19 protein-coding genes and 1 pseudogene are annotated in these 23,057 nt (G+C 41.0%); 10 read left to right on the forward strand and 10 right to left on the reverse strand.

Annotated features, from left to right (window positions below; genetic code table 11):
• Positions 1-153: 153 nt before the first annotated feature.
• Positions 154-1,341, reverse strand: a complete 1,188-nt coding sequence (locus MUO15_RS15850; RefSeq protein WP_245030638.1) for an MFS transporter — start codon at positions 1,339-1,341, stop codon at positions 154-156.
• A 276-nt stretch (positions 1,342-1,617) separates the two neighbouring features.
• Here MUO15_RS15850 and MUO15_RS15855 point away from each other — a divergent pair, with 276 nt between their 5' ends.
• The 5 genes from MUO15_RS15855 to MUO15_RS15875 all read left to right on the forward strand — a co-directional run bounded on the left by MUO15_RS15855 (position 1,618) and on the right by MUO15_RS15875 (position 6,721).
• A complete protein-coding gene (locus MUO15_RS15855; protein ID WP_245030640.1) occupies positions 1,618-2,106 on the forward strand; it encodes a PTS sugar transporter subunit IIA in 489 nt (162 codons plus the stop codon).
• A 17-nt stretch (positions 2,107-2,123) separates the two neighbouring features.
• Positions 2,124-3,533 (forward strand): PTS system trehalose-specific EIIBC component, encoded by a 1,410-nt coding sequence (gene treP, locus MUO15_RS15860; protein ID WP_245030653.1) that lies wholly within the window; start codon positions 2,124-2,126, stop codon positions 3,531-3,533.
• Positions 3,534-3,562: 29 nt separating this feature from the next.
• Complete coding sequence (gene treC, locus MUO15_RS15865) at positions 3,563-5,248, forward strand: alpha,alpha-phosphotrehalase (RefSeq protein ID WP_245030655.1); 1,686 nt, start codon at positions 3,563-3,565, stop codon at positions 5,246-5,248.
• Positions 5,249-5,272: 24 nt separating this feature from the next.
• Entirely contained in the window at positions 5,273-5,986 is a 714-nt protein-coding gene (gene treR, locus MUO15_RS15870) for a trehalose operon repressor (RefSeq protein ID WP_245030657.1), read from the forward strand.
• A 228-nt stretch (positions 5,987-6,214) separates the two neighbouring features.
• A complete protein-coding gene (locus MUO15_RS15875) occupies positions 6,215-6,721 on the forward strand; it encodes a DUF6933 domain-containing protein (protein WP_245030659.1) in 507 nt (168 codons plus the stop codon).
• Between the two features lie 197 nt (positions 6,722-6,918).
• Here the strand turns inward: MUO15_RS15875 and MUO15_RS15880 are convergent, their stop codons facing one another.
• On the reverse strand, positions 6,919-7,572 hold the full coding sequence (locus MUO15_RS15880) for a DUF429 domain-containing protein (RefSeq protein ID WP_245030661.1): 654 nt from the start codon (positions 7,570-7,572) through the stop codon (positions 6,919-6,921).
• 226 nt (positions 7,573-7,798) lie between these two features.
• Positions 7,799-9,079: a helix-turn-helix transcriptional regulator gene (locus MUO15_RS15885; protein WP_245030663.1), complete on the reverse strand. Its 1,281-nt coding sequence runs from the start codon at positions 9,077-9,079 to the stop codon at positions 7,799-7,801.
• A gap of 693 nt (positions 9,080-9,772) precedes the next feature.
• On the opposite strand from MUO15_RS15885, the gene MUO15_RS15890 reads away from it, so the two are divergent.
• Entirely contained in the window at positions 9,773-11,722 is a 1,950-nt protein-coding gene (locus MUO15_RS15890) for an aconitate hydratase (protein WP_245030664.1), read from the forward strand.
• 195 nt (positions 11,723-11,917) lie between these two features.
• On the opposite strand, the gene MUO15_RS15895 is transcribed toward MUO15_RS15890, so the two are convergent.
• From MUO15_RS15895 to MUO15_RS15910, 4 genes are all read right to left on the reverse strand, one after another.
• Complete coding sequence (locus MUO15_RS15895; RefSeq protein WP_245030666.1) at positions 11,918-12,871, reverse strand: ring-cleaving dioxygenase; 954 nt, start codon at positions 12,869-12,871, stop codon at positions 11,918-11,920.
• An 89-nt stretch (positions 12,872-12,960) separates the two neighbouring features.
• Positions 12,961-13,668, reverse strand: a complete 708-nt coding sequence (locus tag MUO15_RS15900) for a YqjF family protein (protein ID WP_245030668.1) — start codon at positions 13,666-13,668, stop codon at positions 12,961-12,963.
• A gap of 70 nt (positions 13,669-13,738) precedes the next feature.
• Positions 13,739-13,891 (reverse strand): sporulation histidine kinase inhibitor Sda, encoded by a 153-nt coding sequence (gene sda, locus MUO15_RS15905; protein WP_245030670.1) that lies wholly within the window; start codon positions 13,889-13,891, stop codon positions 13,739-13,741.
• An 18-nt stretch (positions 13,892-13,909) separates the two neighbouring features.
• Positions 13,910-14,479, reverse strand: coding sequence for a helix-turn-helix domain-containing protein (locus tag MUO15_RS15910; protein ID WP_245030672.1), 570 nt, complete (start codon positions 14,477-14,479; stop codon positions 13,910-13,912).
• A gap of 261 nt (positions 14,480-14,740) precedes the next feature.
• Here MUO15_RS15910 and MUO15_RS15920 point away from each other — a divergent pair.
• Positions 14,741-15,351 (forward strand): annotated as a pseudogene (locus tag MUO15_RS15920) (trimeric intracellular cation channel family protein).
• Between the two features lie 68 nt (positions 15,352-15,419).
• On the opposite strand, the gene cysK reads toward MUO15_RS15920, so the two are convergent.
• Entirely contained in the window at positions 15,420-16,349 is a 930-nt protein-coding gene (cysK, locus tag MUO15_RS15925; protein ID WP_245030685.1) for a cysteine synthase A, read from the reverse strand.
• Between the two features lie 214 nt (positions 16,350-16,563).
• On the opposite strand from cysK, the gene helD reads away from it, so the two are divergent.
• Complete coding sequence (gene helD, locus MUO15_RS15930) at positions 16,564-18,882, forward strand: RNA polymerase recycling motor HelD (RefSeq protein ID WP_245030687.1); 2,319 nt, start codon at positions 16,564-16,566, stop codon at positions 18,880-18,882.
• 126 nt (positions 18,883-19,008) lie between these two features.
• On the opposite strand, the gene MUO15_RS15935 is transcribed toward helD, so the two are convergent.
• Both MUO15_RS15935 and MUO15_RS15940 read right to left on the reverse strand, forming a co-directional pair.
• A complete protein-coding gene (locus MUO15_RS15935) occupies positions 19,009-19,647 on the reverse strand; it encodes a YpmS family protein (RefSeq protein ID WP_245030689.1) in 639 nt (212 codons plus the stop codon).
• A 16-nt stretch (positions 19,648-19,663) separates the two neighbouring features.
• A complete protein-coding gene (locus MUO15_RS15940; RefSeq protein WP_245030691.1) occupies positions 19,664-20,587 on the reverse strand; it encodes an SGNH/GDSL hydrolase family protein in 924 nt (307 codons plus the stop codon).
• 182 nt (positions 20,588-20,769) lie between these two features.
• Here MUO15_RS15940 and MUO15_RS15945 point away from each other — a divergent pair, with 182 nt between their 5' ends.
• Complete coding sequence (locus tag MUO15_RS15945) at positions 20,770-22,770, forward strand: ATP-dependent DNA helicase (RefSeq protein WP_318036167.1); 2,001 nt, start codon at positions 20,770-20,772, stop codon at positions 22,768-22,770.
• A complete protein-coding gene (locus tag MUO15_RS22000; RefSeq protein WP_318036168.1) occupies positions 22,722-23,051 on the forward strand; it encodes a helicase C-terminal domain-containing protein in 330 nt (109 codons plus the stop codon). Before MUO15_RS15945 ends, MUO15_RS22000 begins: the two co-directional genes overlap by 49 nt.
• Positions 23,052-23,057: the final 6 nt, after the last annotated feature.

Here is a 23,057-nt window from a genome sequence, read left to right on the forward strand (position 1 = left end):
AGTTTTTTTCGTGCAATTAATTGGTATTATGTGCAATTAACCCGAATTTCGTGCAATTAATTCAAATGATGTGCAATTAACGAGGATTTCGCGCAATTGACTAACACTGGAACAAAATAAAAAGACCAGGCGAGCAACCAGCCTGATCTACCTTTATACAGAATGTGCATGCCGTACTGCTTGGGGATTTTTGTGCATCGTCATAAACATAACTGCCCCACACAAAATAAGCAGCCCGCTCGTAACGAAAAACACAGCAGAAAAGCCATATAATCCCGACAGGATCCCACCCATGGCCGGACCGATTATATTTCCTAGAAAACGAATACTCGTATTGTAGCCAAGCACCTCACCCTGCATCGCGAGAGGAGCTTCCTGGCGAATGTACGCTGTCCGAACTGGAATAATGCCGCCAATCGAAACACCAAGCAAGAAACGTAACCCAACAAGCTGCCAAATATTCGTTACAAACGCAGCCGGAATGTACACAATTCCCGCCATGAACAGCAGGAACACAAGAATTTTCACATACCCTTTACGATCTGCAATTCGTCCCCAGCGCTGGGCCATTAACAAATTACCGAGCCCAGCTGCCGAAAAGGCGATACCAGAGAATAGCGCTAAATTCGCAGGTCCATGCAACTCCCCAACATATAACGAAAGAATTGGCTGAATACTAAAATGAGCGATTTGAACAAACATGGACACAATCATGACCATCAAGAGCACCGGATGCCTAACAATGTGCTGAATCACTTCCCGTGAAGTATAACTCGACTTTTCGCCTTCCTCTTCTTTCTCAATCGTTTGTTCATGAATCCCTAAGAACACAATAATTGCTGAAAGAAAGACCGTCACCGATACAAGTTGAAACGTCGTGCCATAACCGATAGAGTCAGCAACCAGACCACCGATCAAAGGGCCAAGCAAACTTCCTGTAATACTCCCTGTTTGGAGCGTACCAAGGACCTGCCCGGCAATTCGCTTCGGTGTTTGTGTCGCAATTAACGCTTGAGACATAGGTATGAATCCGGTAAAAATCCCCATGAAGAGCCGGAGCAGAAATAGTTGCCACACCGTGGTTGCGAACCCCATCAATAAGACGGATAAAGCTAGCCCTGTTGCAGAGAAGATTAGGATGTTACGTCGCCCATACTTATCACCAATCCGCCCCCAAATAGGAGAGAAAATAAATGCCGTAACAAACGTGATTCCAAAGACTAACCCTGACCACGTTTGCACGAAAGAACTAGAAAAGTCACCAAGTTCTTCAATATATAAGGATAAAAACGGTAAAACCATCGTAATACTACCAGCTATGAAGAAGTTGGCAAACCACATAATCCATAAATTACGTTTTGCTCGTTGTTCCTGTGTAAGGATAACAAATCCCTTCTTCCTAATTTATTTCGCTACCCTAAATATTTATATCATAAAAACTTCCATATATAAAGAAATAAATCCAGAACAGAGAGCCTATTAAGAGTATGAAAAGAACGGGAATATCATTCCAAATTAAAACGGTTGCAAAACATGTATATACAAATTATAATCATAATTGAGTTATGTATATACATGTTAATTGGACGTAATGTAAGCGTTTAAGGAGGAGTAAAAATGTTAAAAAAACTTTTTGGAAATAAAGAACAGTCTGTATCGATTTTGGCCCCTGTACAAGGGAAGGTTCTGGCTTTAGAGAAAGTTCCTGACCCTGTTTTTTCAGAGAAAATGATGGGAGAAGGAATGGCCGTTCAGCCCACCGACGGAACGGTCGTCAGTCCTGTTGAAGGAGAAGTTGTGCAACTTTTCCCTACCAAGCACGCTGTTGGACTAAAGACGAAAACAGGTGCAGAGGTACTCATTCATATCGGATTAGAAACCGTCAGCATGGATGGGGAAGGGTTTGAAGCCTTTGTAAAACAAGGAGATAAAGTGAAAGCAGGAGACCGCTTGATTACGTTTGATATTAACTTAGTAGATGAGAAGGCTAAGAGTACAGTTACTCCAATTATTATCACAAATAGTGATGAATTCGAGGTTAAATTAACAGATGAGAAGGAAGCTACAGCCGGTGAAACAGAACTGCTAACAGTAAACAATAAATAAAGGTGGGAGGGAAGAGCATGAATCACAAACAGCAAGCCGAACAAATATTAGAAGCCATCGGCGGCAAAGAGAACCTATCGGCTGGTACACACTGTGTCACTCGACTTCGTCTAGCTCTCCATGATGAAGGGATTGTCGATCAGGAAAGGCTAAATGAAATTGATGCAGTTAAAGGTTCTTTTTCAACAAATGGCCAGTTTCAAATTGTAGTAGGACAAGGAACGGTAGATAAAGTATATAAAGAATTAATAAAATTGGCGGATATTGGTGAGTCATCAAAAGATGAAGTAAAAGAAGCATCAAAGGGTAATATGAACTGGCTTCAACGCGCAGTTAAGACATTAGCAGATATATTTATTCCCATTTTACCGGCCATCGTAACAGCTGGTTTACTTCTTGGTATTAACAACATCTTAACGGCACCGGGGATTTTCTTTGATGAACAATCGATTATTGATGTGTACCCTCAATGGTCCGGTATCGCAAACATGATCATCGTCATTGCAAATACCGCCTTCGCCTTCTTGCCAGGACTGATCGGTTGGTCGGCTGTTAAGAAATTTGGCGGTAGTCCAATTCTCGGTATAGTCATGGGTCTTGTCCTTGTAAATCCGGAATTATTGAATGCATGGTCTTACGGGGATGCTGTTAAGGAAGGCACCGTTCCAACTTGGGATTTATTTGGAATGACTGTTGAAAAAATTGGCTATCAAGGTCAGGTGCTGCCTGTACTTGCTGCTTCCTATGTGTTAACGAAAATTGAATTGTTTTTACGTAAAAGAGTTCCTGACAGCATCCAGCTGTTAGTTGTTGGCCCAATCGCTTTACTTGTAACAGGTTTCTTAACCTTCATTATTATTGGCCCAATCACATTTGCAATCGGAAACGCTATTACTGATGGTTTAGTATCTGTTTTTGATAATTTTGCGGCACTAGGTGGATTAATTTATGGTGCCCTTTATGGTGTAATGGTTATTACCGGAATGCACCACACTTTCTTAGCTGTAGACATTCAGTTGATCGGCAGTACAGGAACGACATTCTTATGGCCGATGCTTGCTCTATCAAACATTGCTCAAGGTTCTGCAGCACTCGGTATCATGGCAGCATCTAGAGATGAGAAGCTGAAAGGTCTCGGGCTATCTTCTGGTATCTCAGCATATCTCGGTATAACAGAACCAGCCTTGTTTGGTGTGAACTTACGATTTAAATATCCATTTATTATCGCTATTTCATCTTCCGCGATTGTTGGTCTTTATGTCGCAGCTTCCGGAGTTGTGGCAAGCTCAATTGGTGTCGGTGGAATTCCGGGGATATTCTCTATTGTTGCAGAATATTGGCTGGAGTTTGCTATTGGGATGGCATTTGTTATCGTAGTTCCATTCGTGGCAACATTGTTATATGCAAAACGTAAACGTGACGTGTAACCTTAATTTTCAAGAACGGTGGTGCTCCTATGACAGAACAACCTTGGTGGAAACAAGCTGTCGTCTATCAAATTTACCCGAAAAGTTTTAACGACACGACAGGAAATGGTGTAGGCGACATTCAAGGCATTATCGAAAAACTAGACTATTTAAACACACTTGGGGTTGATGTCCTATGGCTGACCCCAATGTACAAATCGCCGCAAAATGATAACGGTTATGATATTAGTGATTATTACGACATTCATGAAGAGTATGGGACAATGGCTGATTTCGAGCGATTGCTTGAAGAAACTCATAAACGCGATATGAAGCTGATCATGGACATTGTTGTGAACCACACGTCAACAGAGCATGAATGGTTCCAAGAATCGAAGAAATCGAAGGATAATCCGTACCGTGACTATTATATTTGGAAGGATCCCGTTGATGGGGGTCCTCCAAATAACTGGCAGTCCAAGTTCGGTGGGAACGCATGGGAATTTGATGAGAACACAGGTCAATATTACCTCCATCTATTTGATGTGACCCAAGCTGACGTAAACTGGGAGAACCCGGAAGTCCGCGAAGAAATTTACGAAATGATGCGCTTTTGGGGTGAAAAAGGTGTCGATGGCTTTCGACTCGACGTTATCAACTTGATTTCAAAGAACCAAGACTTCCCGAATGATGACGGAAGTGTTGCCCCAGGAGATGGGCGCAAGTTTTATACAGACGGGCCGAGAGCTCATGAATTCATGCATGAGATGCACCAGGAGGTTTTCGCCCCTTACGACCTTATGACAGTAGGAGAGATGTCATCAACGACGATTGACCATTGCATCCGCTACACAGCGCCTGAAAGAGAAGAACTAAGCATGACGTTTAACTTCCATCACTTAAAGGTCGATTATCCTAATGGGGAAAAATGGACAAAAGCCCCGTTTGACTTTTATGAGCTAAAACAAATTCTCTCTACATGGCAGGAAGAAATGAATCAAGGCAACGGCTGGAATGCCCTGTTTTGGTGTAACCATGACCAGCCCCGTGTGCTGTCAAGATTCGGAGACGATGTAAACTATCCAGTCGAATCAGGGAAAATGCTTGCGACGACGATTCATATGATGCAAGGAACCCCCTATATTTATCAGGGTGAAGAATTTGGCATGACGAATCCTGGTTTTGACTCGATTGATCAGTACCGTGATATAGAGTCTTTAAATGCTTACAACATGCTCCATGAAAAAGGTTTGAGTGAAGCAGAAATCATGGGGATTCTAAAACAGAAGTCCCGCGACAATTCCCGTACACCGGTTCAGTGGAATAACGAACAGCATGCCGGTTTTACAAAAGGCACTCCGTGGATCCCTGTGGCTGAAAATTACCCGCAGATTAACGCGGAAAAAGTGATGCAGGAACAGGCCTCCATTTTCGCCCATTACCAGAAGTTGATTGAGCTGAGAAAAGACAATCCGATCATCACGCACGGAGATTATCAGCTGCTGCTTCCTAACAATGACCAAATTTTCGCGTATCTAAGGCAATGGCAGGGAGAAAGCTTGCTCGTTATCAATAATTTTTACGGGCAAACAGCAACATTCACTCTTCCTGATGATGTTGAGGTAAAAGGGGCCAGTGATGTGATGATAAGTAATTATCAAGACGCACCTAAGGACTATCATCATGTTGAGTTAAGACCTTATGAGTCCATCGTTTACCACATCCGCTCAACTTGATATGATAAAAAGCGGTGATAGCAAATGAAGAATAAATTTATCGTAATTTATAATGATTTAGTGAAGGCCCTCCGGCAAGGTGAATTTAAAGCTGGTGATACCCTCCCCTCGGAGAATGAATTAACTATCAGGTTTGAGACTTCTAGAGAAACGATACGAAAAGCACTCAACCTGCTTTCACAAAACGGTTATATTCAAAAAGTCAGAGGGAAAGGTTCAGTGATTCTTGACCACAGCAAGTTTGAATTTCCGGTCTCCGGATTGACAAGTTTCCATGAATTATCCAATCAACTCGGCCAAACCGTTAAAACCCATGTTCACGAGTTGTTTTTAGAAACGGCCAATAATCAATTGCGTTCGCGGCTGAACTGTTCAGAAGACATGAGGATTTGGAAAATCTCACGCTCGAGAGAGATTGATGGGGAGCGGATTATTCTAGATAAGGACTATATACTTGAAGATGTTGTACCAGGATTGACAAAATCGGTTGCCGAGCACTCGATCTATGACTATATCGAGAATCAGCTCGAGCTTGAGATCAGTTTTGCCAAAAAAGAAATTGTAGTCGAACCTGTAACAGAAGAAGATAAAGCCCATTTGGATTTAGACAACCACTCCCAGGTCGCTGTTATTCGAAGCTACGTTTATTTGGCAGATGCTACCTTATTTCAATACACGGAATCAAGACACAGACCCGACAAATTTCAGTTTGTTGATTTTGCCCGGCGAACAAAATAGCAGTGAGGAAGCCAGAACCCATTACATGTTGTGGCTTCTTTTTTTCTCAAAGAGGCAATTAATCGCTGAAAAATGCAATTATGCTCTCATTTCGTGCAATTAAATCACTTTATGTGCAATTAATCAAAATGATGTGCAATTCAATTGGTTAAGCTAAGGGATATGAATAGAGTGGATCATGATTAACTGTTACACTAGGGATAGAAAATGACTTGAGGTGGGAAGAGTATGTTTGTCATAGGAGCAACACAGAAGCTAGCGAAAGAACTCAAAAAAGATTTGGAAGATCCAGAACAATATCAAGACGTCTCAAAAATTTATCAATGGCATGCGAATATCATCACAGTAAACAGACGTAAATGTCTGATGTTGATGAATAACAAAACAGGGTTGAACCTAACATTGTTCGGGCTTAGAAAGCAGCAATTCGAGAACATCGAAAATGTAATTAAAGGTTCCTTGAATCAATTGTTTCAACTGTTAAAAATAGATAAAGGAATTTCAGATCATATGTTAGAGAACGCTAGTGGATTTGCTTTTACAAAAACAACAAACCGTCAGACTTTAGGCATGATGAACCAAGTAAAAGCCATGGTGGAAGACGCTGCAGATGGGTTGGAATATGAGGCTATTGATGCAGAAGAAATAAATTACATTACCAATGCTGAATTGATATACGGCCCTCTTAGGTATAGTACACCCGTTGAAACATTGAAGGATTATTTTGAAAACTAAAAAGGACCACACCGCAAGGTAGGTGTGGTTCTTTTTAGTATACGTTGGATGAAATACTTAAAAGTAAGGCTCTATTGTTAATTGCAAATCAGCTGAGCATTAAGAAACCATGTGCAACTATAGCCAATTAAACGTTTAGTTGGCTATGATGCCTAGAAAAGGTATAGTGTTTACATACTTAAATGGGGTTCTTTTTCCTAACAAGAAAAGGGATAAGGATGATGTGGCGGGTTGGCATCATAACTCCATATTGGATTACGATTTGGACTCCCATAACCCCAAGCTGCAATAGCAGCGGCACAGGCGTCAATGAGATGACTCGTTTGCAGGAGGTTTACTTGCATTCCTCTTAAACCGAAAGTCATCATCCAGTTCGCGATCCAATCCGCACTTTCAGGGGAACGTTTATAAAATAGCGAGTGCTCTCGTCCCTCATCCTGAGGTATTCTTGCAGCTAGAGTTGCTCCAGGATGAACCTCAATAACTTTAACATTCACATGATGATTCAACAAAGAAGCAAGCTTCATTCCTCTGGCCGTAATGTATATCATTTTAGTTAACGTTGGCGGCATAATTGAACCAGACTTCATCCCCAATTCCTTTGTGAATTGCCTTAGTTCTTTCTCAAGCTTTCGATCCCCACCGCCATCTTCATAGGAAAGAGGGGCATCAATGCCGACAACCACCTGTTCTTCAGCAGACAAATTTGTAATTAGTGAAAGAATATCCTGATCTGATGCAGTATTTAGAAGCTGATCAAGATAGAGTGTATCACCTTGATCATCAAAAACTGCAACAGCTGTATCCTTATGATTGGAAGGTCCTGATAAATCAATGCCGACTATTTTCATCTATATCCCACCTTTTTAATAAAAAAATACTCTCTACCATTATGATAGAGAGTCAATAAAATATATAGGTATAGGATTAGGGGGTGTTCATTGTTCATAAAATCAAGGTTGTACTAGGCTTGTACTACTAAAGGTTCCGGCCAAGCTTCTTCAGCGCTATCATAAACAACTGGAGATGTAGCGCTAGCTAAAAACGCAACAAAAGCTAGGATTGCAATAAGCTTTTTCACAATAATATCCCTCCTAATTGAGAATGTTTATTTAACAATTTAATTGCTAACCTAAGGTAGGATGAAGCCTTTTTATACATCCGCTGTTTCTCCAATAGATCTGCTAGAAACATTGAATAACGGATGATATATATGTGTTCCTTCTTCTGTTCGAAGAAGGGAATAACATCACTTTCCAAAAAGTTACTTATATCCTTATCATCGTTAATAACCTTTTTATAAAATTCAAAGTGAAATTGAAAGGGTTTTGAGGGATAGATTTTAAGTTTTTCTTCACCATAGTTAACCCATTTAAGACACCCCTCATGGTCATCTTTCTTATAATGCTCAATTACTAAACTATGAATAGAAGTTAATAAATAAGAGTTTCGAAATGATGTACTTAAATCATTATATTCAATACTTTTTTCATAACTTTCAATAGCGACCGCATGATTACCCATGCGTGCTTCTAATGTACCAATATTGATGTAAACGAGAGTGAGTTGGATATTGTTACCAATTTGTGCAGCAATCTTCCGTGCAAGATGATAGTTTTCAAGAGATTTGGCGTAATTCCTTAAACGGCTATAATTTATCCCTTGAATAATATGGCAATCAGCACTCTTAGCTAAATCATATTGTGTTTGGAAGATTTCCAGTGCTTGATCCGTATAAAACACAGAAGCTGATAAATGGTTAGCTTGGCTTGTGCTCAAAGCAAGCAGGTAAAAAAGATCACTTTGTTCCCAATCTTCTATTTCCAATGAAGAACTATAGTTTTTAGCCTCCATTAATTGTTGAAAGGCATCATTAAACTCATTTCTATAATACTTCACCAGTCCTGAAGCTAAATGGTAATAGAACTTCATCTCATCATCAAAAGTATCCTTGTGCTGCCGGATATTTTCCCAAGCCTCATAAGCCTTCTCCACCTCATTTTTCAACAAAAGATGTCGAATGCGGAACAACTCGAAAAAGATATACAATTGATGATTGGCCAGCGTTTCTTTTTGCTGGAGTAGCTCTTCCTTCAGCAGCTCAGCATCTTCCCTACGCTTAAACACGATCGCTTCATACCATTCCTTCAACTTTTCCTTGGAAGGATGGCTGTAAGAGGATTCGCAAAAATCCAGACCGAGCCTTTCGTAAAGCAACTCGAGCACCTCTATAGCTGGAACGGTTTGATCGTTCTCAATCTTAGAAAGGTAAGCTGACGAAATAATACCCTCAGCTAGCTGGTTTTGAGTCAAACCTTGTTTAACTCGATGAAACCGAAGCACTTTACCATATTCCATTTTCCACACACCTAGTTGATCAACTGTAGATTTGTCAGAAGTTTCTCTTTCAAATCTATATTCAGAATACACGTTCGACTAGGATATTTCAACTATATTCATAGGTTTCCCAAGTCGTTCAAATTTCGTGCCTTTAAGGGGGATAAAAAGCACTAACTTTCACAGACCTATAGCAAGAAAAATTATGTTATAGTGTCGTTGTAGCACAAAAAGGGAAGAAATGGATCAAATAGAAGTCGTTTGTGGCGAAAAATGTCACAGGACCGTGTTTGATTTCAATCCTTAATTTCAAGCGCTATTTCTCAAGCCGCTCATGATGCGAGCTCGGAGTAATGTGGGTGCTTAGTAACATTTAATTTGCGAATTCCTCCCCTAAAATATATCGATGTGGATGAGATCTTTGATCTCATCCTTTTTTTGGCTTAAATGGTTTTCTCTCCGGTCAAGCTAAGCGTTCACTTTTTTAGCCTGTAAAACGCTATCTAAAGAGGTTTGGTACAAAGTAGTACCTATATGGAATAGGACCTGTCCAATCATCGAACAAAGCAGCACGCCCTCTGACCCTGAGGATTTCAGATTTTCTTAAATATTTGCGATAGAAAATGGGAAACATGAGTAAATTAAGATTGAAAAGGGTATAAATGTTATAGGTGAATATTTATGGGCAATTGTTAAAATAAGGAGGAATGCTGTGTGGGATATAATGTCACACAAAAGCTGATTAAGGATCATTTGGTCGAAGGTGAGATGAATCCTGGCTCAGAGATTGGGCTGAAAATTGATCAAACCTTAACTCAAGATGCGACAGGTACGATGGTCATGCTTGAGTTAGAGGCAATGGGAATTGATCGGGCAAAGACAGAAGCTTCTGCTCAATACGTCGACCATAATTTAATTCAAGAAGATAGTAAAAACCCGGATGACCACTTGTTTTTAGAGAGTGCGGCGAAACGATTCGGATTATATTTCAGCAGGCCTGGTAATGGAGTCAGTCACCCTGTTCATATGCAGCGTCTGGCTAAGCCTGGGCAAACACTGCTTGGCTCAGACAGTCATACATGTGCAAATGGCTGTATGGGGATGCTTGCTATGGGGGCGGGCGGTATTGATGTCGCTATGGCCATCGCAGGAGAGCCTTTTTATGTGAAAATGCCGAAAGTATGGGGTGTAAAAGTAACAGGAGAATTCCCGGACTGGGTAAGTGCTAAGGATGCTATCCTGGAAATGCTTAGACGGCATGGAGTTAAGGGTGGAGTCAATCATGTCTTTGAATATTATGGCCCAGGAATTAAAAATTTAACAGCTATGGACCGCCACGTTATTGCTAACATGGGTGCGGAATTAGGGGCAACTGGGACAGTTTTCCCTTCGGATGATGAAACGAAAAGATACATGAAGCTGCAAGGACGTGAAGATGACTGGATTGAGTTAAAAGCTGATGATGATGCTAAATACGATGTACATGACGAAATTGACTTATCGGAGCTTGAGCCAATGATTGCTAAACCTTCAAGTCCAGGGAATGTAGTCCCTGTCAGCGAAGTGGAAGGGGAACCGATTTATCAATCCTATATTGGATCCTCCGCAAATCCGGGATTTCGTGATTTTGCTATTGCCTCAAAAATTGTTGAAGGCAAGCATATTGCGGATGGTCTATCGTTTGATTTGAATCCTACCTCACGACAAATGCTGATCGACTTATCCCAGCAAGGGCATATCGCAAACTTCTTGCAGGCGGGTGCTCGCCTTCACCAGGCCGGATGTAACGGTTGTATCGGTATGGGGCAGGCGCCGGCAACAGGCCGTAATAGCCTGCGAACAACACCACGTAACTTCCCGGGTCGTTCAGGTACCAGAGAAGATAGTGTATTCCTATGTAGTCCAGAAATAGCTGCTGTCTCTGCACTGAAGGGTGAAATTACCGACCCCCGAAAGGCTGGATTTGATTACCCGAAGGTTCAGGAATTAGATAAACCAACCATAGATACACAGCTACTTGATAAACCATTAACTCCTGAAGAATCTGCTAAGGAAGAATTAGTGAAAGGGCCAAATATAGCATCTATCCCTAAAATGGATGAATTGCCTAATGATATGGAATTGCCGGTCTTACTTAAAGTCGGTGATGACATTTCAACAGATGAAATTTTAGCAGGCGGGGCCAGGGTGCTGCCATTCCGCAGTAACCTTCCTGAGATTAGTAAATTCACCTTCGAAATTGTAGATGATACTTATTACGATCGAGCGATGAAACAGCGTGAAGATGGTGGTCATGTCATTGTTGGAGGAACAAACTATGGTCAAGGATCAAGTCGTGAGCATGCGGCTTTAGCACCTAGATATATGGGATTGAGAGTGGCTATTGTGAAGGACTTTGCGCGAATTCACTGGCAAAACCTAGTCAACTTCGGTATTCTTCCACTCACTTTTGTTAATGAAAAGGATTATGAAGATCTTGAACAGGGCGATGTGCTGGTCTTTAAAGATCTTCGGAATACAATTCATAAGGGAAATGAAGTAGAAGTGAAAGTGAAGGGTAAAGATAAAACGATTAAAGCTGAGCACGCCCTTTCTAAACGTCAGCTTGAGATGATGCAATCAGGCGGCCTAGTGAACTGGGTTAAAAACCGCTTGAATAGATGAGTAGGAAAGGTAAAATGACGGTGCAGCATAGTAAAAGCTGTGGTCCAAAATAGTGGACCACAGCTTTTTAACTCCTGAAGTGTCTGCGCTGCCCAAATCCGACAAACCGCCCTCTCTCTCCTTAAAAAGCGGTTCACAAATCTCAAGGTTGCATAAGAAATAAAAAATCCGTCCAATAGGGCGGATTTTCTAAATTTACTCATTTGTAGTTTCGAGCGGAGTCAGGTTTGCTTCTATTTGTTCACGCTTATGTTCTAAGAATGGAGGCAAGGCTAAATTTTCTCCCAGATGCCCCTCATCTTCATCTGTGGTAAAGCCTGGTCCATCCGTTGCCAGCTCAAATAGAATGTGGTTTGGCTCTCTAAAATAGAGCGATTTGAAATAAAAACGATCAATCAGACCTGAGTTAGGGAATCCTGCATCCTGGATTTTATCTTTCCATTTTTCAAGTTCCGCTTCATCTTCAACGCGAAAAGCCACATGATGGACACTTCCCCGTCCAGGTCGTTCCCGGTGTAATTCCGGATTTGTCTCAATGTGAACTTCAGCACCCGTTCCACCTTCACCCGTTTCAAATACAATACGATCATCAAACGTTCCAACTTTACGGAATCCAAGGATTTCTGTTAGTACTTTTGCTGTAGGAGCAGCCTCGGCAACTGTTAAATGGACTGGACCAAGTCCGTTAATTCCATTTTCTTGTGGAACAATGGATTTGTCCCAGGCAGTGCCAGCAGTTACTCCTTCATTATTCTCATCTGATACCAGCATCAATCGTTGGCCCTCGGGATCACGAAAGGCCAGCGTTTTTCTACTCATTGTTTCTTTGATCGGATCCTGGTCAACACCGTATGCGTCAAAACGTTCTCTCCAATATTCTAGCGCTTTATCATCCTGTACCCTAAGAGAAGTTGTTGAAATACTGTGTGTGCCGGGATAAGTCCTACCGGCACGAGGTATTTCGAAAAAGGTTAGATCCGTACCTGGGTTTCCTTTTTCATCAGCATAAAATAAATGGTACATTGAGTTGTCATCTTGGTTAACCGTTTTTTTTACTAAGCGCATGCCCAAAACATCTGTATAAAAGTCATAGTTCTTTTTAGCATCGGCTGTAATAGCAGAAACATGGTGAATTCCTTTTATATTCATCTCAACAACCTCCCCTAGTTGCGTGTGTAGAATATCTCGATTTCAAGATAGATGATACAATAAAGTACATATTTTGTCAATTGGAATCATCATTGACAATACCCTGTACGTTTAAAAGGGAAGAGATGAGTCTGCTGGCTTTTTGAAAAATGAGTAATCGGTTTTCGTATAAACCATTTGTTTGGAAGGGGTGTTGTTAGGCCTTGAATAGATATGTCTGCTGAGGCATGTTGAAGCTGCCAGCGTTTATGAACAATTGGCCCTTTAAAGACATGCTGTTTTCTTGTAAGCCATAGAGCGTAGCGTTCAGTTAACCAGTACAGAAGGGAACCGGGGCTTGCTAGGAAAGGGGCGCCAAATGGATGTACACATGCATGGAAGTGAGCAGGGGGATACCCATTGTGTGTACGCCTGCTCGTATAGTGAACAGTATGGCCGGTTCGGTCTAATCGCATGTTTGCATGGAGGTAAGGCAGGTTGAACTGTCTTGCGAGAACAACACCTGCAGGGTGATTTGCATCTAACGATAGAAAGTAGACACCGGGTTCACCCTTATACGTAACGTATGTTCGTACATTTAACTCCAGTAAATGACTGAAATAGGGGAGAGGTGGAAGTCCTCGCAGACGCATATGGTTTATGTGAAATGGAACAACGGCAAGCCAGGCAGACCCTTCAAACGTATCTATTTCAAAAGACTTAGGTACGAAAGGACGAATAATATGCGTAGGCATTGGCCAGTGGAAGAAAGTCAATTCCTCCCATTCTTGATACATAGTCCAAGGTTGAAAGCTCATAAAAACATCCTTTTTTATGATGGTTTACCCATTTTAGCTCATAACCATACAATCAAAGGAAAGTAACTAATTATTTCACTTTCTTAATGCGAGCCTTTTTTTCCTGTTTCCTTCTGTTTAGTTCTTCCACGATTAGATCGATAAACTCCTCGTCCAAACCTAATTCAACCGCCCTCTCAAAGGTAAGGTTAAGGATGCGTCCAGGTAATTGTTCTAGATTCATGATAGGTCCCCCCTTGCCCTAAGGTAAAAGTTCAGTGGATGTTGTAGCTGCTCCGAGTACTTTTCCTTCATCGTTATATAAAGGTTGGCCAAAAATGTAGTACTCAGTATGACCAGTGGATAAAGGGAATAAAATTCGTCTGTGTATAGTAGCTTCGGTTTCTATGACCTTGCGTTTTAACTCCATAAGTTCTGTGATTCCGTCGTTTAGATCACTATGATCATCTCGTTTTCCTATAACTAGGTTTGTATCAAAATCTGGATCTGGGTTAAACATCCATGTGTACTTTAACTCTAAATCACAATGAGCGACAATGACCGGGGAGTGGAGGAGAGCGATCCTAAATGGCTCACTTAAGTGTGCTGAGAAAGACAGATATGGATTGACATGAAGGAAATTTGCGATTTGTGAAGCTACCGCTATGCTTGGATTTCTGGTGCTCGTTTCTATTTGGGCATAATAAGCTCGGTCAATAAAAGCTCCTTTAGCAACTTGCTGTTGTGTTAAGTTCCTTTCTTTCCTGAGTTGAATCAGCCACTCTCTTATTTTAATCACACCCATTACGTCTTTAGTTAAATAATAGTTCAAGAGATAGTTCAAAACTCCTTGTGGCAGTTTGCAACAAAATAGCCCGTCACTTATAAAACTTTGGAAATGGGGAGGGTTATTTTCAAAAATCCTATTATATAGCCTTTGAAGCATACCTTGTCCATCTTATAGGTGGGATTTTATCGGTAGTAGTTTTTACCCTAAACTAAACAAAAGTAATCTAATCAGAACGATTATTTTGTGCTAAAATATTCTTTTGAGACTCATTTATGCCGGGAAAAAGAGGGGGATTGCTGCGGCATGTCCTTTGAAACATTAACAATCATAGCTGTAAGTGCGTTTGCGTTTAGTGGGGCCATTGTGGCTTTAAGTGAGCGATATGATATTTTCGGTACGTTCATGTTAGGCATTGCAACACCATTTGCAGGGGGATTATTCGGAATATTGCCATGGATGTACCTGTGGTGCATGTCTGGGAACAAGGCCATTTGTTTTATGTAGCGATGGGAACGATTGCGATCGTTTATTTTTTTCCAAAGGGATGGGTAATGTTCTGGGACCGCTGGAACATTTATTTAGATGCGATTGGATTATCAGCTTTCGCCCTCCAAGGGGCAACCTTTGCAATAAATCATGATTTTCCATTAGGGGGTATCATCTTTGCAGCGATTTTGACGGGTGTTGGAGGTGGAATGACCAGGGACGTGCTCGCACAGAGGCGTCCGATGGTGCTCCACCAAGAAATATATGCAGTTTGGGCTATGGTGGTGGGATTATTAGTTGGTTTAGAAATAGTTGATCTAGCAAGTTCTTGGCAAAAGTACACACTGTTTTTCGCTATTATCGGATGCCGAGTGCTTTCTTATCACTTGGGATGGCACTTGCGATTTCGTGATTTGTACCGGTTATAAGAGGCATAGATATGGATAAAACAAAAGTGAGCTCCTTTATAGAATAAAGGGCTCACTTTTTTCGTAAATTAATAACGGAATAGATCTCCTGATAAATAGCGTTCACCTGTGTCAGGTGCAATCACGACGATAACGTCCTCTGCATTCTTCCTTTTGGCAACCTCCATCGCTGCCCAGCATGCTGCTCCGCCTGAAGTTCCAAGTAACAGGCCCTCCTCTCGGGCTAACCGACGGGTGACTTCATAGGCATCTTCATCGGTAACCTGGAAGATTTCGTCCATTATGTCCATGTTTAAAATATCAGGTATAAACCCAGGGCTTGTCCCTACAAGCTTGTGCTTGCCGGGCTTTCCTCCTGAAAGAACCGGTGAACCTGAGGGCTCGGCCACATGAATGGTTAGATCTTTGTAGTATTTCTTTAACTCTTCCCCTGTTCCAGTGATCGTTCCCCCTGTACCTGCTGTTGAGATGAAAGCTGAAAGAGGTTTTCCAATGGAGTCCATTGCTTCAATGATTTCTGATGCAGTTGTGTGCCGGTGGGCATCGGGATTGGCCATGTTTTCAAATTGCATGGGCATAAAGGCGTTATCCATTTCCTTAACAAGTTCTTTAGCCTTAGCAATAGCCCCAGGCATTTTGTCATCACCGGGTGTTAAAACAATTTCAGCACCGTAGGCCTTCAGTAAATTGATGCGCTCCTGTGTCATTGTGTCCGGCATAACAAGGATCGCCCGGTATCCTCGTGCAGCAGCATTCATAGCAATCCCTATCCCGGTATTCCCACTCGTTGGTTCGATAATAGTGGATCCTGCATTGAGATGGCCATCCTGTTCGGCTTGAATGATCATATTATAAGCGGCTCTATCTTTTACACTGCCACTAGGATTTTGCTTCTCCAATTTCATATAAATAGTGGCCCCGCCCTCTGGTGTAATGCGGTTAAGTTTAACGAGCGGAGTATCTCCGATTAGGTCAGCGATGTTGTTTACGACACGCATGCGGTCACTTCCTTTTATATATAACTTTGTAAAAATTGTATCATAACCTAATCGTTTGCATAAAAAAAAGACACACTAGTGTCTGTAAATTGTTTTTCAGTTGCAAGTGTGATAATATCAAGAGTGGTATTTGAATTTATATATAATTATCCAATATATATTTTACGCGAGTTTGAAAGGTTTGTCAACTTTTTTGTGGAAGGAAGATATCGATATGACCTTCGAGGGTAATGATTGGGACGTTGAACAACAAAGAATCGCTGAAGTGCGTAAAGTTATAGAAGCAAAAAAGGAACAGTTGCTTAAAAGTACGGGTGCTCTCAAAGGGGACATTATTGATCTTAGGAAGAAATTCTGGGATGATGTGACGGTTAATTTTGATGAAGTAGATGACGCTGTTGAAACCTATGCAAGCATTAAGCAGCAATCAGAGCTTTTGTCAGAACGTGAAAGAAGCCACGGGCAATATTATAAGAATAAAAAACTGCTTGACCGCATGGAGGAGTCCCCTTATTTTGGGCGAATTGATTTTGCCGAAGATGAAGTAGCTAAAGAAGCGATCTATATTGGCATTTCCTCATTGATGGATAAAGAAGAGGATCATTTTCTTGTGTATGATTGGCGTGCACCTGTCTCAAGCATGTACTACGACTTTGAGCCTGGCCCCGCTCACTATGATACACCTGAAGGTACTGTTGAAGGGGAAATAGAGCTTAAAAGACAGTTTGTTACAGAAAATGGTATGTTAACAGGAATGTTTAATACAGGGATTACCATTGGAGATTCTTTACTGCAAAAAGTGCTCGGAGATCAGGCGAGTTCGCAAATGAAAAGTATCGTAGCTACTATACAAAAAGAGCAAAACGCCATCATTAGAAACGAAAGTAGTCGACTACTGCTTGTGCAGGGTGTAGCCGGAAGTGGAAAAACATCTGCCGCCATGCAAAGGGTCGCCTATTTACTTTATAGATACCGTAAACAAATGAATGCAGATCAAATATTATTGTTCTCACCAAACCAAATGTTTTCAAGCTATGTGGCGTCAGTCCTTCCTGAGTTAGGTGAAGAGCCAATGCAGCAATCGACCTTTCAAGAATACGTTTCCAAGCGCTTAGATGATGAATTTGATTTGCAGACACCGTTTGAACAATTGGAAAGTTCTTTAGTAACTAAAGGAAGTGGTGAAAATCATCACGAGAAAGAGGCCGTAGATTTTAAATCAAGCGCTTCTTTTAAAACGATGATTGATAACTATCTGGGTCATTTGTCTAGCAACGGAATGAAGTTTAGAAGTATCAAATTCCGTGGAGAGGTTAGGATTTCAGCTGAGCGGATTGAGGAATTCTTTTATCAGCTAGATTCGGCGATGTCGATGGCCAATAGAGTGGACCTCGTTAAGGACTGGTTATCTAGTCAGCTTAAGCACGTGGAAAAGGAGGAGCGAGCTAAAGATTGGCCAGAGGAAGAAGCTGCCTTACTTACTAAAGAAGATTATTTGAAAGCCTTTCAAAACCTTGAACAACACCAGAATTTTAATGAAGAGACCTTTAATGATTTTGAAAAAGAGGAAAACCTGCTGAAGAAAATGGTAGTTAGACGAAGGATGGCTTCTTTGAGAAGGAAAATTGCAAACTATAAATTTATCCAAATGGAAAAGGTGTATGAGGGTCTTTTTAATGAGTCATTCCCTCAGGTTGATTTGCAACCGAAAAACTGGACTCAAATAAGTAAACATACAATGCAAAACGTACAAGAACGTTATCTTCCTGTGGAGGATCAAACGCCTTATTTATATTTGCAGGACCAGCTTGAAGGGCGAAAGGTAAATGCCTCTATTCGCTATGTGTTCATGGATGAAGCACAGGACTATTCCGTTTTTCAATACCTTTATATTAAAGAGATGTTTCCATACGCTCAATTCACACTTTTAGGAGATAAACACCAAGCCATCTATACACATAACCATGGTGGCATGACAATTCTAGATAAGCAGGCTCACAACGGGGAAGCGAAGAAAATGGAGCTATCCAGAAGTTATCGTTCCACAAGGCCCATCGTGGAATTTACCAAACATTTATTGGAGGATGGAGCAAGTATTGAAGCCTTTAATCGAGATGGGCAGTTGCCACGTCTATGGGAAGTGACAGAGATTCAAGAAGCCAAGCAAAAGATTATCGAAGTCGTTCAGGATCGTCATAGAGAAGGCCATGAGACAATCGCCATTCTTTGTTATTCCCTTGAGGAAAGTAAACAAGTTAATCAGTTAGTGGGGGAGCAGCTTGGCGCCACATTGATTTATAAAGAAACACAGCAATTCCAATCGGGTGTGCTCATTTTACCTGTTTATTTTGCGAAAGGGATTGAGTTTGACAGTGTTCTCGTTTACGACGCTGCGCAACAAGGCTACCAGGACGAGGAAGGACGTTTGATGTTATATACTGCCTGTACTCGTGCTATGCATGAACTGGATATTCTTTATAATGAGAAAGACAGTTCCATCCTTTCAGAAATTCCAGAAGAGCTATATACCTAGAAAAGCGAGACGCCCTGGTAGGCACGACAAGCATAAGCGCAGCGGCGCAGTGAAGTGCTTTTTCTACACCGAAACAAACTGTCTATGTCGCAAAAAAATAAAACCGCTGCTCGGGGAGCGGCGGTTTTATTTTAGCTTTTCTTCTACGAGGGCTTGCGCAAAATTAAAGGTGTCATTCGGCACCGAGATACGGAAAGCCAACTGGTTTGAATTTAAGTTGAAACGGTCTACTGCTATTTTAAAGTTCGAAGCTGTATCCATTTGAGTAACAGCAACATAAATATTTTCTTCATTAGGATGAACTCTTACCCACTCAGGCAATTTATAATTTTCAGCTACAAATTCCAACACCTTTTTATTAGGCAGGGGGAGCTTCCCAAGCGATATTCGCTCTTGTTCCAAAATAAGGTCACCATTTTTTTGAACGACAGGTTTTAGTTCTAGCTTAATAGGAATTGTTTGCTCAAATGCTTTAATATTTCCGATGAGTGTAACGTTCCTGTCTAAGGAGATCGAATAATCGAATATCGTTTGTGTAGAAAGCTCACCTAAATATTCATTAGCTAGTTGTTCAAGGTTTTGCTTTGTCGAAACAATTGTAAACTCAGCATCCGAGCTCTCTCCTTCAGGTTCAACATTAACAATTGTGTAGGCTGTTGGAAGGAAAACAAGGGATAGGATCCAGACGATGATTCCTAGATTAATCACGGCCAATACGCCAAAGGAGGACCTCCATTTATTTTTTAAAAACCAACGTTTTAACATTTACATTCCACCTGTATTATTTCTCTATTTCCGGCCTGATCACTTCAAGTATCCGTTCTGCCATTTGCTTATATCCTTTAACATTAGGATGAAAATGGTCCTGCTTCCATAAAAGTTCTTCCTCTTTACCCGCAAAAATATCTTTAATTGGTATGAAGGTGGCCTGATCATATTCGGATATTACCTCTTTGCCAATACGATTCCATTCATTCATAATTTGCGTGAGTTGCGGGATATTGTCAAAGTATTTCGCGAAAGGATTATATAACCCGATCAAATAAATCGGTGCATCTGAGTTTAGTTCTATAATGCGCTTCATGATTTGATGAAGCCGCTTTTCATAGCCAACGTGCTCAGCAGCGAAGTCTTCGTAGTTCAAGCTAGTAAAGTTATTTTTCACAACTTCCATAACGTCATTGGCACCAATTGTAATTAAAACAATATCAGCTTCTTCAATAGATGAAGCCAATTCATCTTTCTCCATTCGCTCAAGCAGCTGATCTGTTCGATTGCCACGTTTTCCATAGTTTTCGATATTGATATTTTCACTGTCTTCATTACTATTAATTGTCTCTTCTAGAATACCTACATAGCCACCGTTATCTGTACGATCACCGACGCCTTGAGTTAAGGAATCCCCTATTGCTACAATTTTTAAATCTTCATGAACGAACAGGTTTTTAGCGCCTTCAATGACACTCGTAAACACTTCCTGCAAGCCTTCACTTAAGGTCCCTTCTTCTTGTTCTTCAACAGGCTTCTCTTCATACTCCTTTTCTTTAGGAGATGGCTTTTCTTCTTCTGTTTGCTTTTCTTCGGTGGCTGGCTGGCTATTGTCTCCTTGGGACATGCTTTCAGGTTGGTTAATCAAAGATGCGATTATCAGAACAAGAAAGATGAGAGAAAGAATAACGATAGCTAGCCACTTTAATTTTTTCATAGTGCTATCACCTGTAGTTTTTGAATAAATTCGCTTATCATATATTATATGATTAATTCACAGTTTGAGAAATATAATAGTTTTACATGTTATTATAACATGTAAAACTATTGAATAGACATTCGAAATCGGCTGACAAAAAAAGGCGGTCCACTGTCGATTTTGTTATAGGAGGGCTTCCTTTGGATCAGCAGATGAGCATTTCAGTACGTGAATTAGTGGAATATGTATATCGGGAAGGAAGCATAGATAATCGCTTTCGTACAAATACAGCATTGCAGGAAGGAACAGCAATTCATAAGGCGGTTCAAAAAGAATATAAAGAAGGCGAAGAAAAGGAGGTCCATCTCGAGTATGTGTATGCATATGATGAGCTGAAACTACGCATTCATGGTCGGTGCGATGGGCTGCTAAGAACAGAAAAGGGCCCTAGAATTGATGAGATTAAATCAACTGCAAGAGATCTAGAAGAACTTACAGAAGAAAGTTTCCCTGTATATTGGGCACAGGCGAAATTATACGCTTATATATATATGGAACAGGAACAGCTGGATGAGATTGACGTGCAGTTGACTTATGTTCAGAAGCAGACAAAGGAAAAGAAGCGTTTTGTTCAAACATACACGAAGGGAAACTTGGCGTTATTTATCAGAGAGACAGTTGAAGAATATGTGTCTTACGCCAGGATATTACTTCATATTCGAGAACAAAAAGAGAAAACAATCCCTGATTTAACTTTTCCATTTTCGAGCTACAGGGAAGGACAGCGTCAGCTCGCAGGAAGTGTATACAGAACTGTAAAAGAAAAACGGACCCTCTTTGCGCAAGCCCCAACCGGGATTGGCAAAACGATATCTACTTTGTTTCCATCTGTTAAGGCAATGGAAGCGGGACAACATGAACGGTTATTTTATCTAACAGCAAAAACGGTTACCCGGTCCACAGCAGAGGAAGCTCTCCAGTTGATGGAGGAAACAGGATTAATGTTGCGTTCTGTTACATTAACTGCAAAAGATAAGATTTGTTTTAAGGAAGAAACGATCTGTCAGCCTGACTACTGTGAGTTCGCAGACGGCTATTATGATCGGATTAATGGTGCCATTGTTGATGTGCTTATGAATGAAACGCAAATAACACGAGCAGTTATTGAAGAGTATGCAAAAAAACACAGTGTATGTCCTTTTGAATTTTCATTAGATCTTACGGATATTGTTGATGTAGTTATTGGTGATTACAATTATATATTTGATCCAAGGGTGGCATTGAAAAGACTCATGCCTGAACAAAAGAAGCAAACCACTCTACTCGTTGATGAAGCACATAACCTAGTGGAACGTGCCCGAGAAATGTATTCAGCTGAAATCACCCGCGATTCCTATAGAAAAGTGGAAGAGTTGTGGCGAACGGAGAATGTAGAATTAGCTGAAGCCGCAAGGGCCATAACGAAGGATATGAATACTGTCGATAACGGACAGAGTGAAACAGAATACGAGCTTCAGGATGTGCCGGGTCAGCTTGAGGAGAATTTGGAGCGGCTTATTAATAAAGCGGAACGCCAGCTTCGCGATCAGAATGCAGAAGAAGAGAAAGATGAATGGTTGCTGGAATGTTACTTTGCCACACAAAACTTCCTGAAGATCTTGGGTATAGTTGATGAACACTATGTGCATATTGGTGCAAAATTGGGTCGGGATGTGTCTATTAAACTTTTCTGTATTGACCCATCCTATGTTCTAAGGCAAGCCGCAAAGCCGTTTCGCTCAAGTATCTTCTTCTCAGCTACTTTATCGCCTTTTGGTTATTATAAGGATATGCTCGGTGGTCACGAGAAAGACTATATTCTCAGGCTTCCATCTCCCTATGCTGCAAGTCAAATGGAAGTATCAATTGCTCCATTATCAACGAAGTATAAAAACCGAGAAGAGACAGCGGAACGTTTGGCTGCGTTATTGTACCACCAGGTTAATAAACAATTCGGTAATCATTTATTCTTTTTCCCTTCCTATCAATATATGCAATTAGTCTATCAATATTTTCAAAAATATCACAATATCAATTCCGTCGCACAGGAGCAAGGGATGACTGAGGAACGAAGAGATGACTTTCTTGCCCAGTTTGTTACTGGGGGAGGCTTGTGGGTTTTGCTGTTCTTGGTGGTGTCTTTTCGGAAGGTGTTGATTTGAGAGGAAATCGTTTAAATGGAGTTGCCGTTATAGGAATTGGTCTTGCGCCGCGCAATTTTGAACGGGAATTAATCAAATCTTACTTTTCAAACCGCGGTCGAAATGGTTATGATTACGCCTATGTATTCCCCGGTATGAACAAGGTGTTACAAGCTGGGGGAAGACTAATTCGTTCTGAACATGACTATGGTGTAATTCAGTTAATTGATGACCGTTTCTTGAGTAGAAAATATGTCAATCTTCTACCTGAGGAATGGAAAGACTACAAAATAATCAACTAAACTATT

Origin of the sequence: Halobacillus amylolyticus (genome assembly GCF_022921115.1) — a bacterium.
Classification (GTDB): Bacteria; Bacillota; Bacilli; order Bacillales; family Halobacillaceae; genus Halobacillus_A; species Halobacillus_A amylolyticus.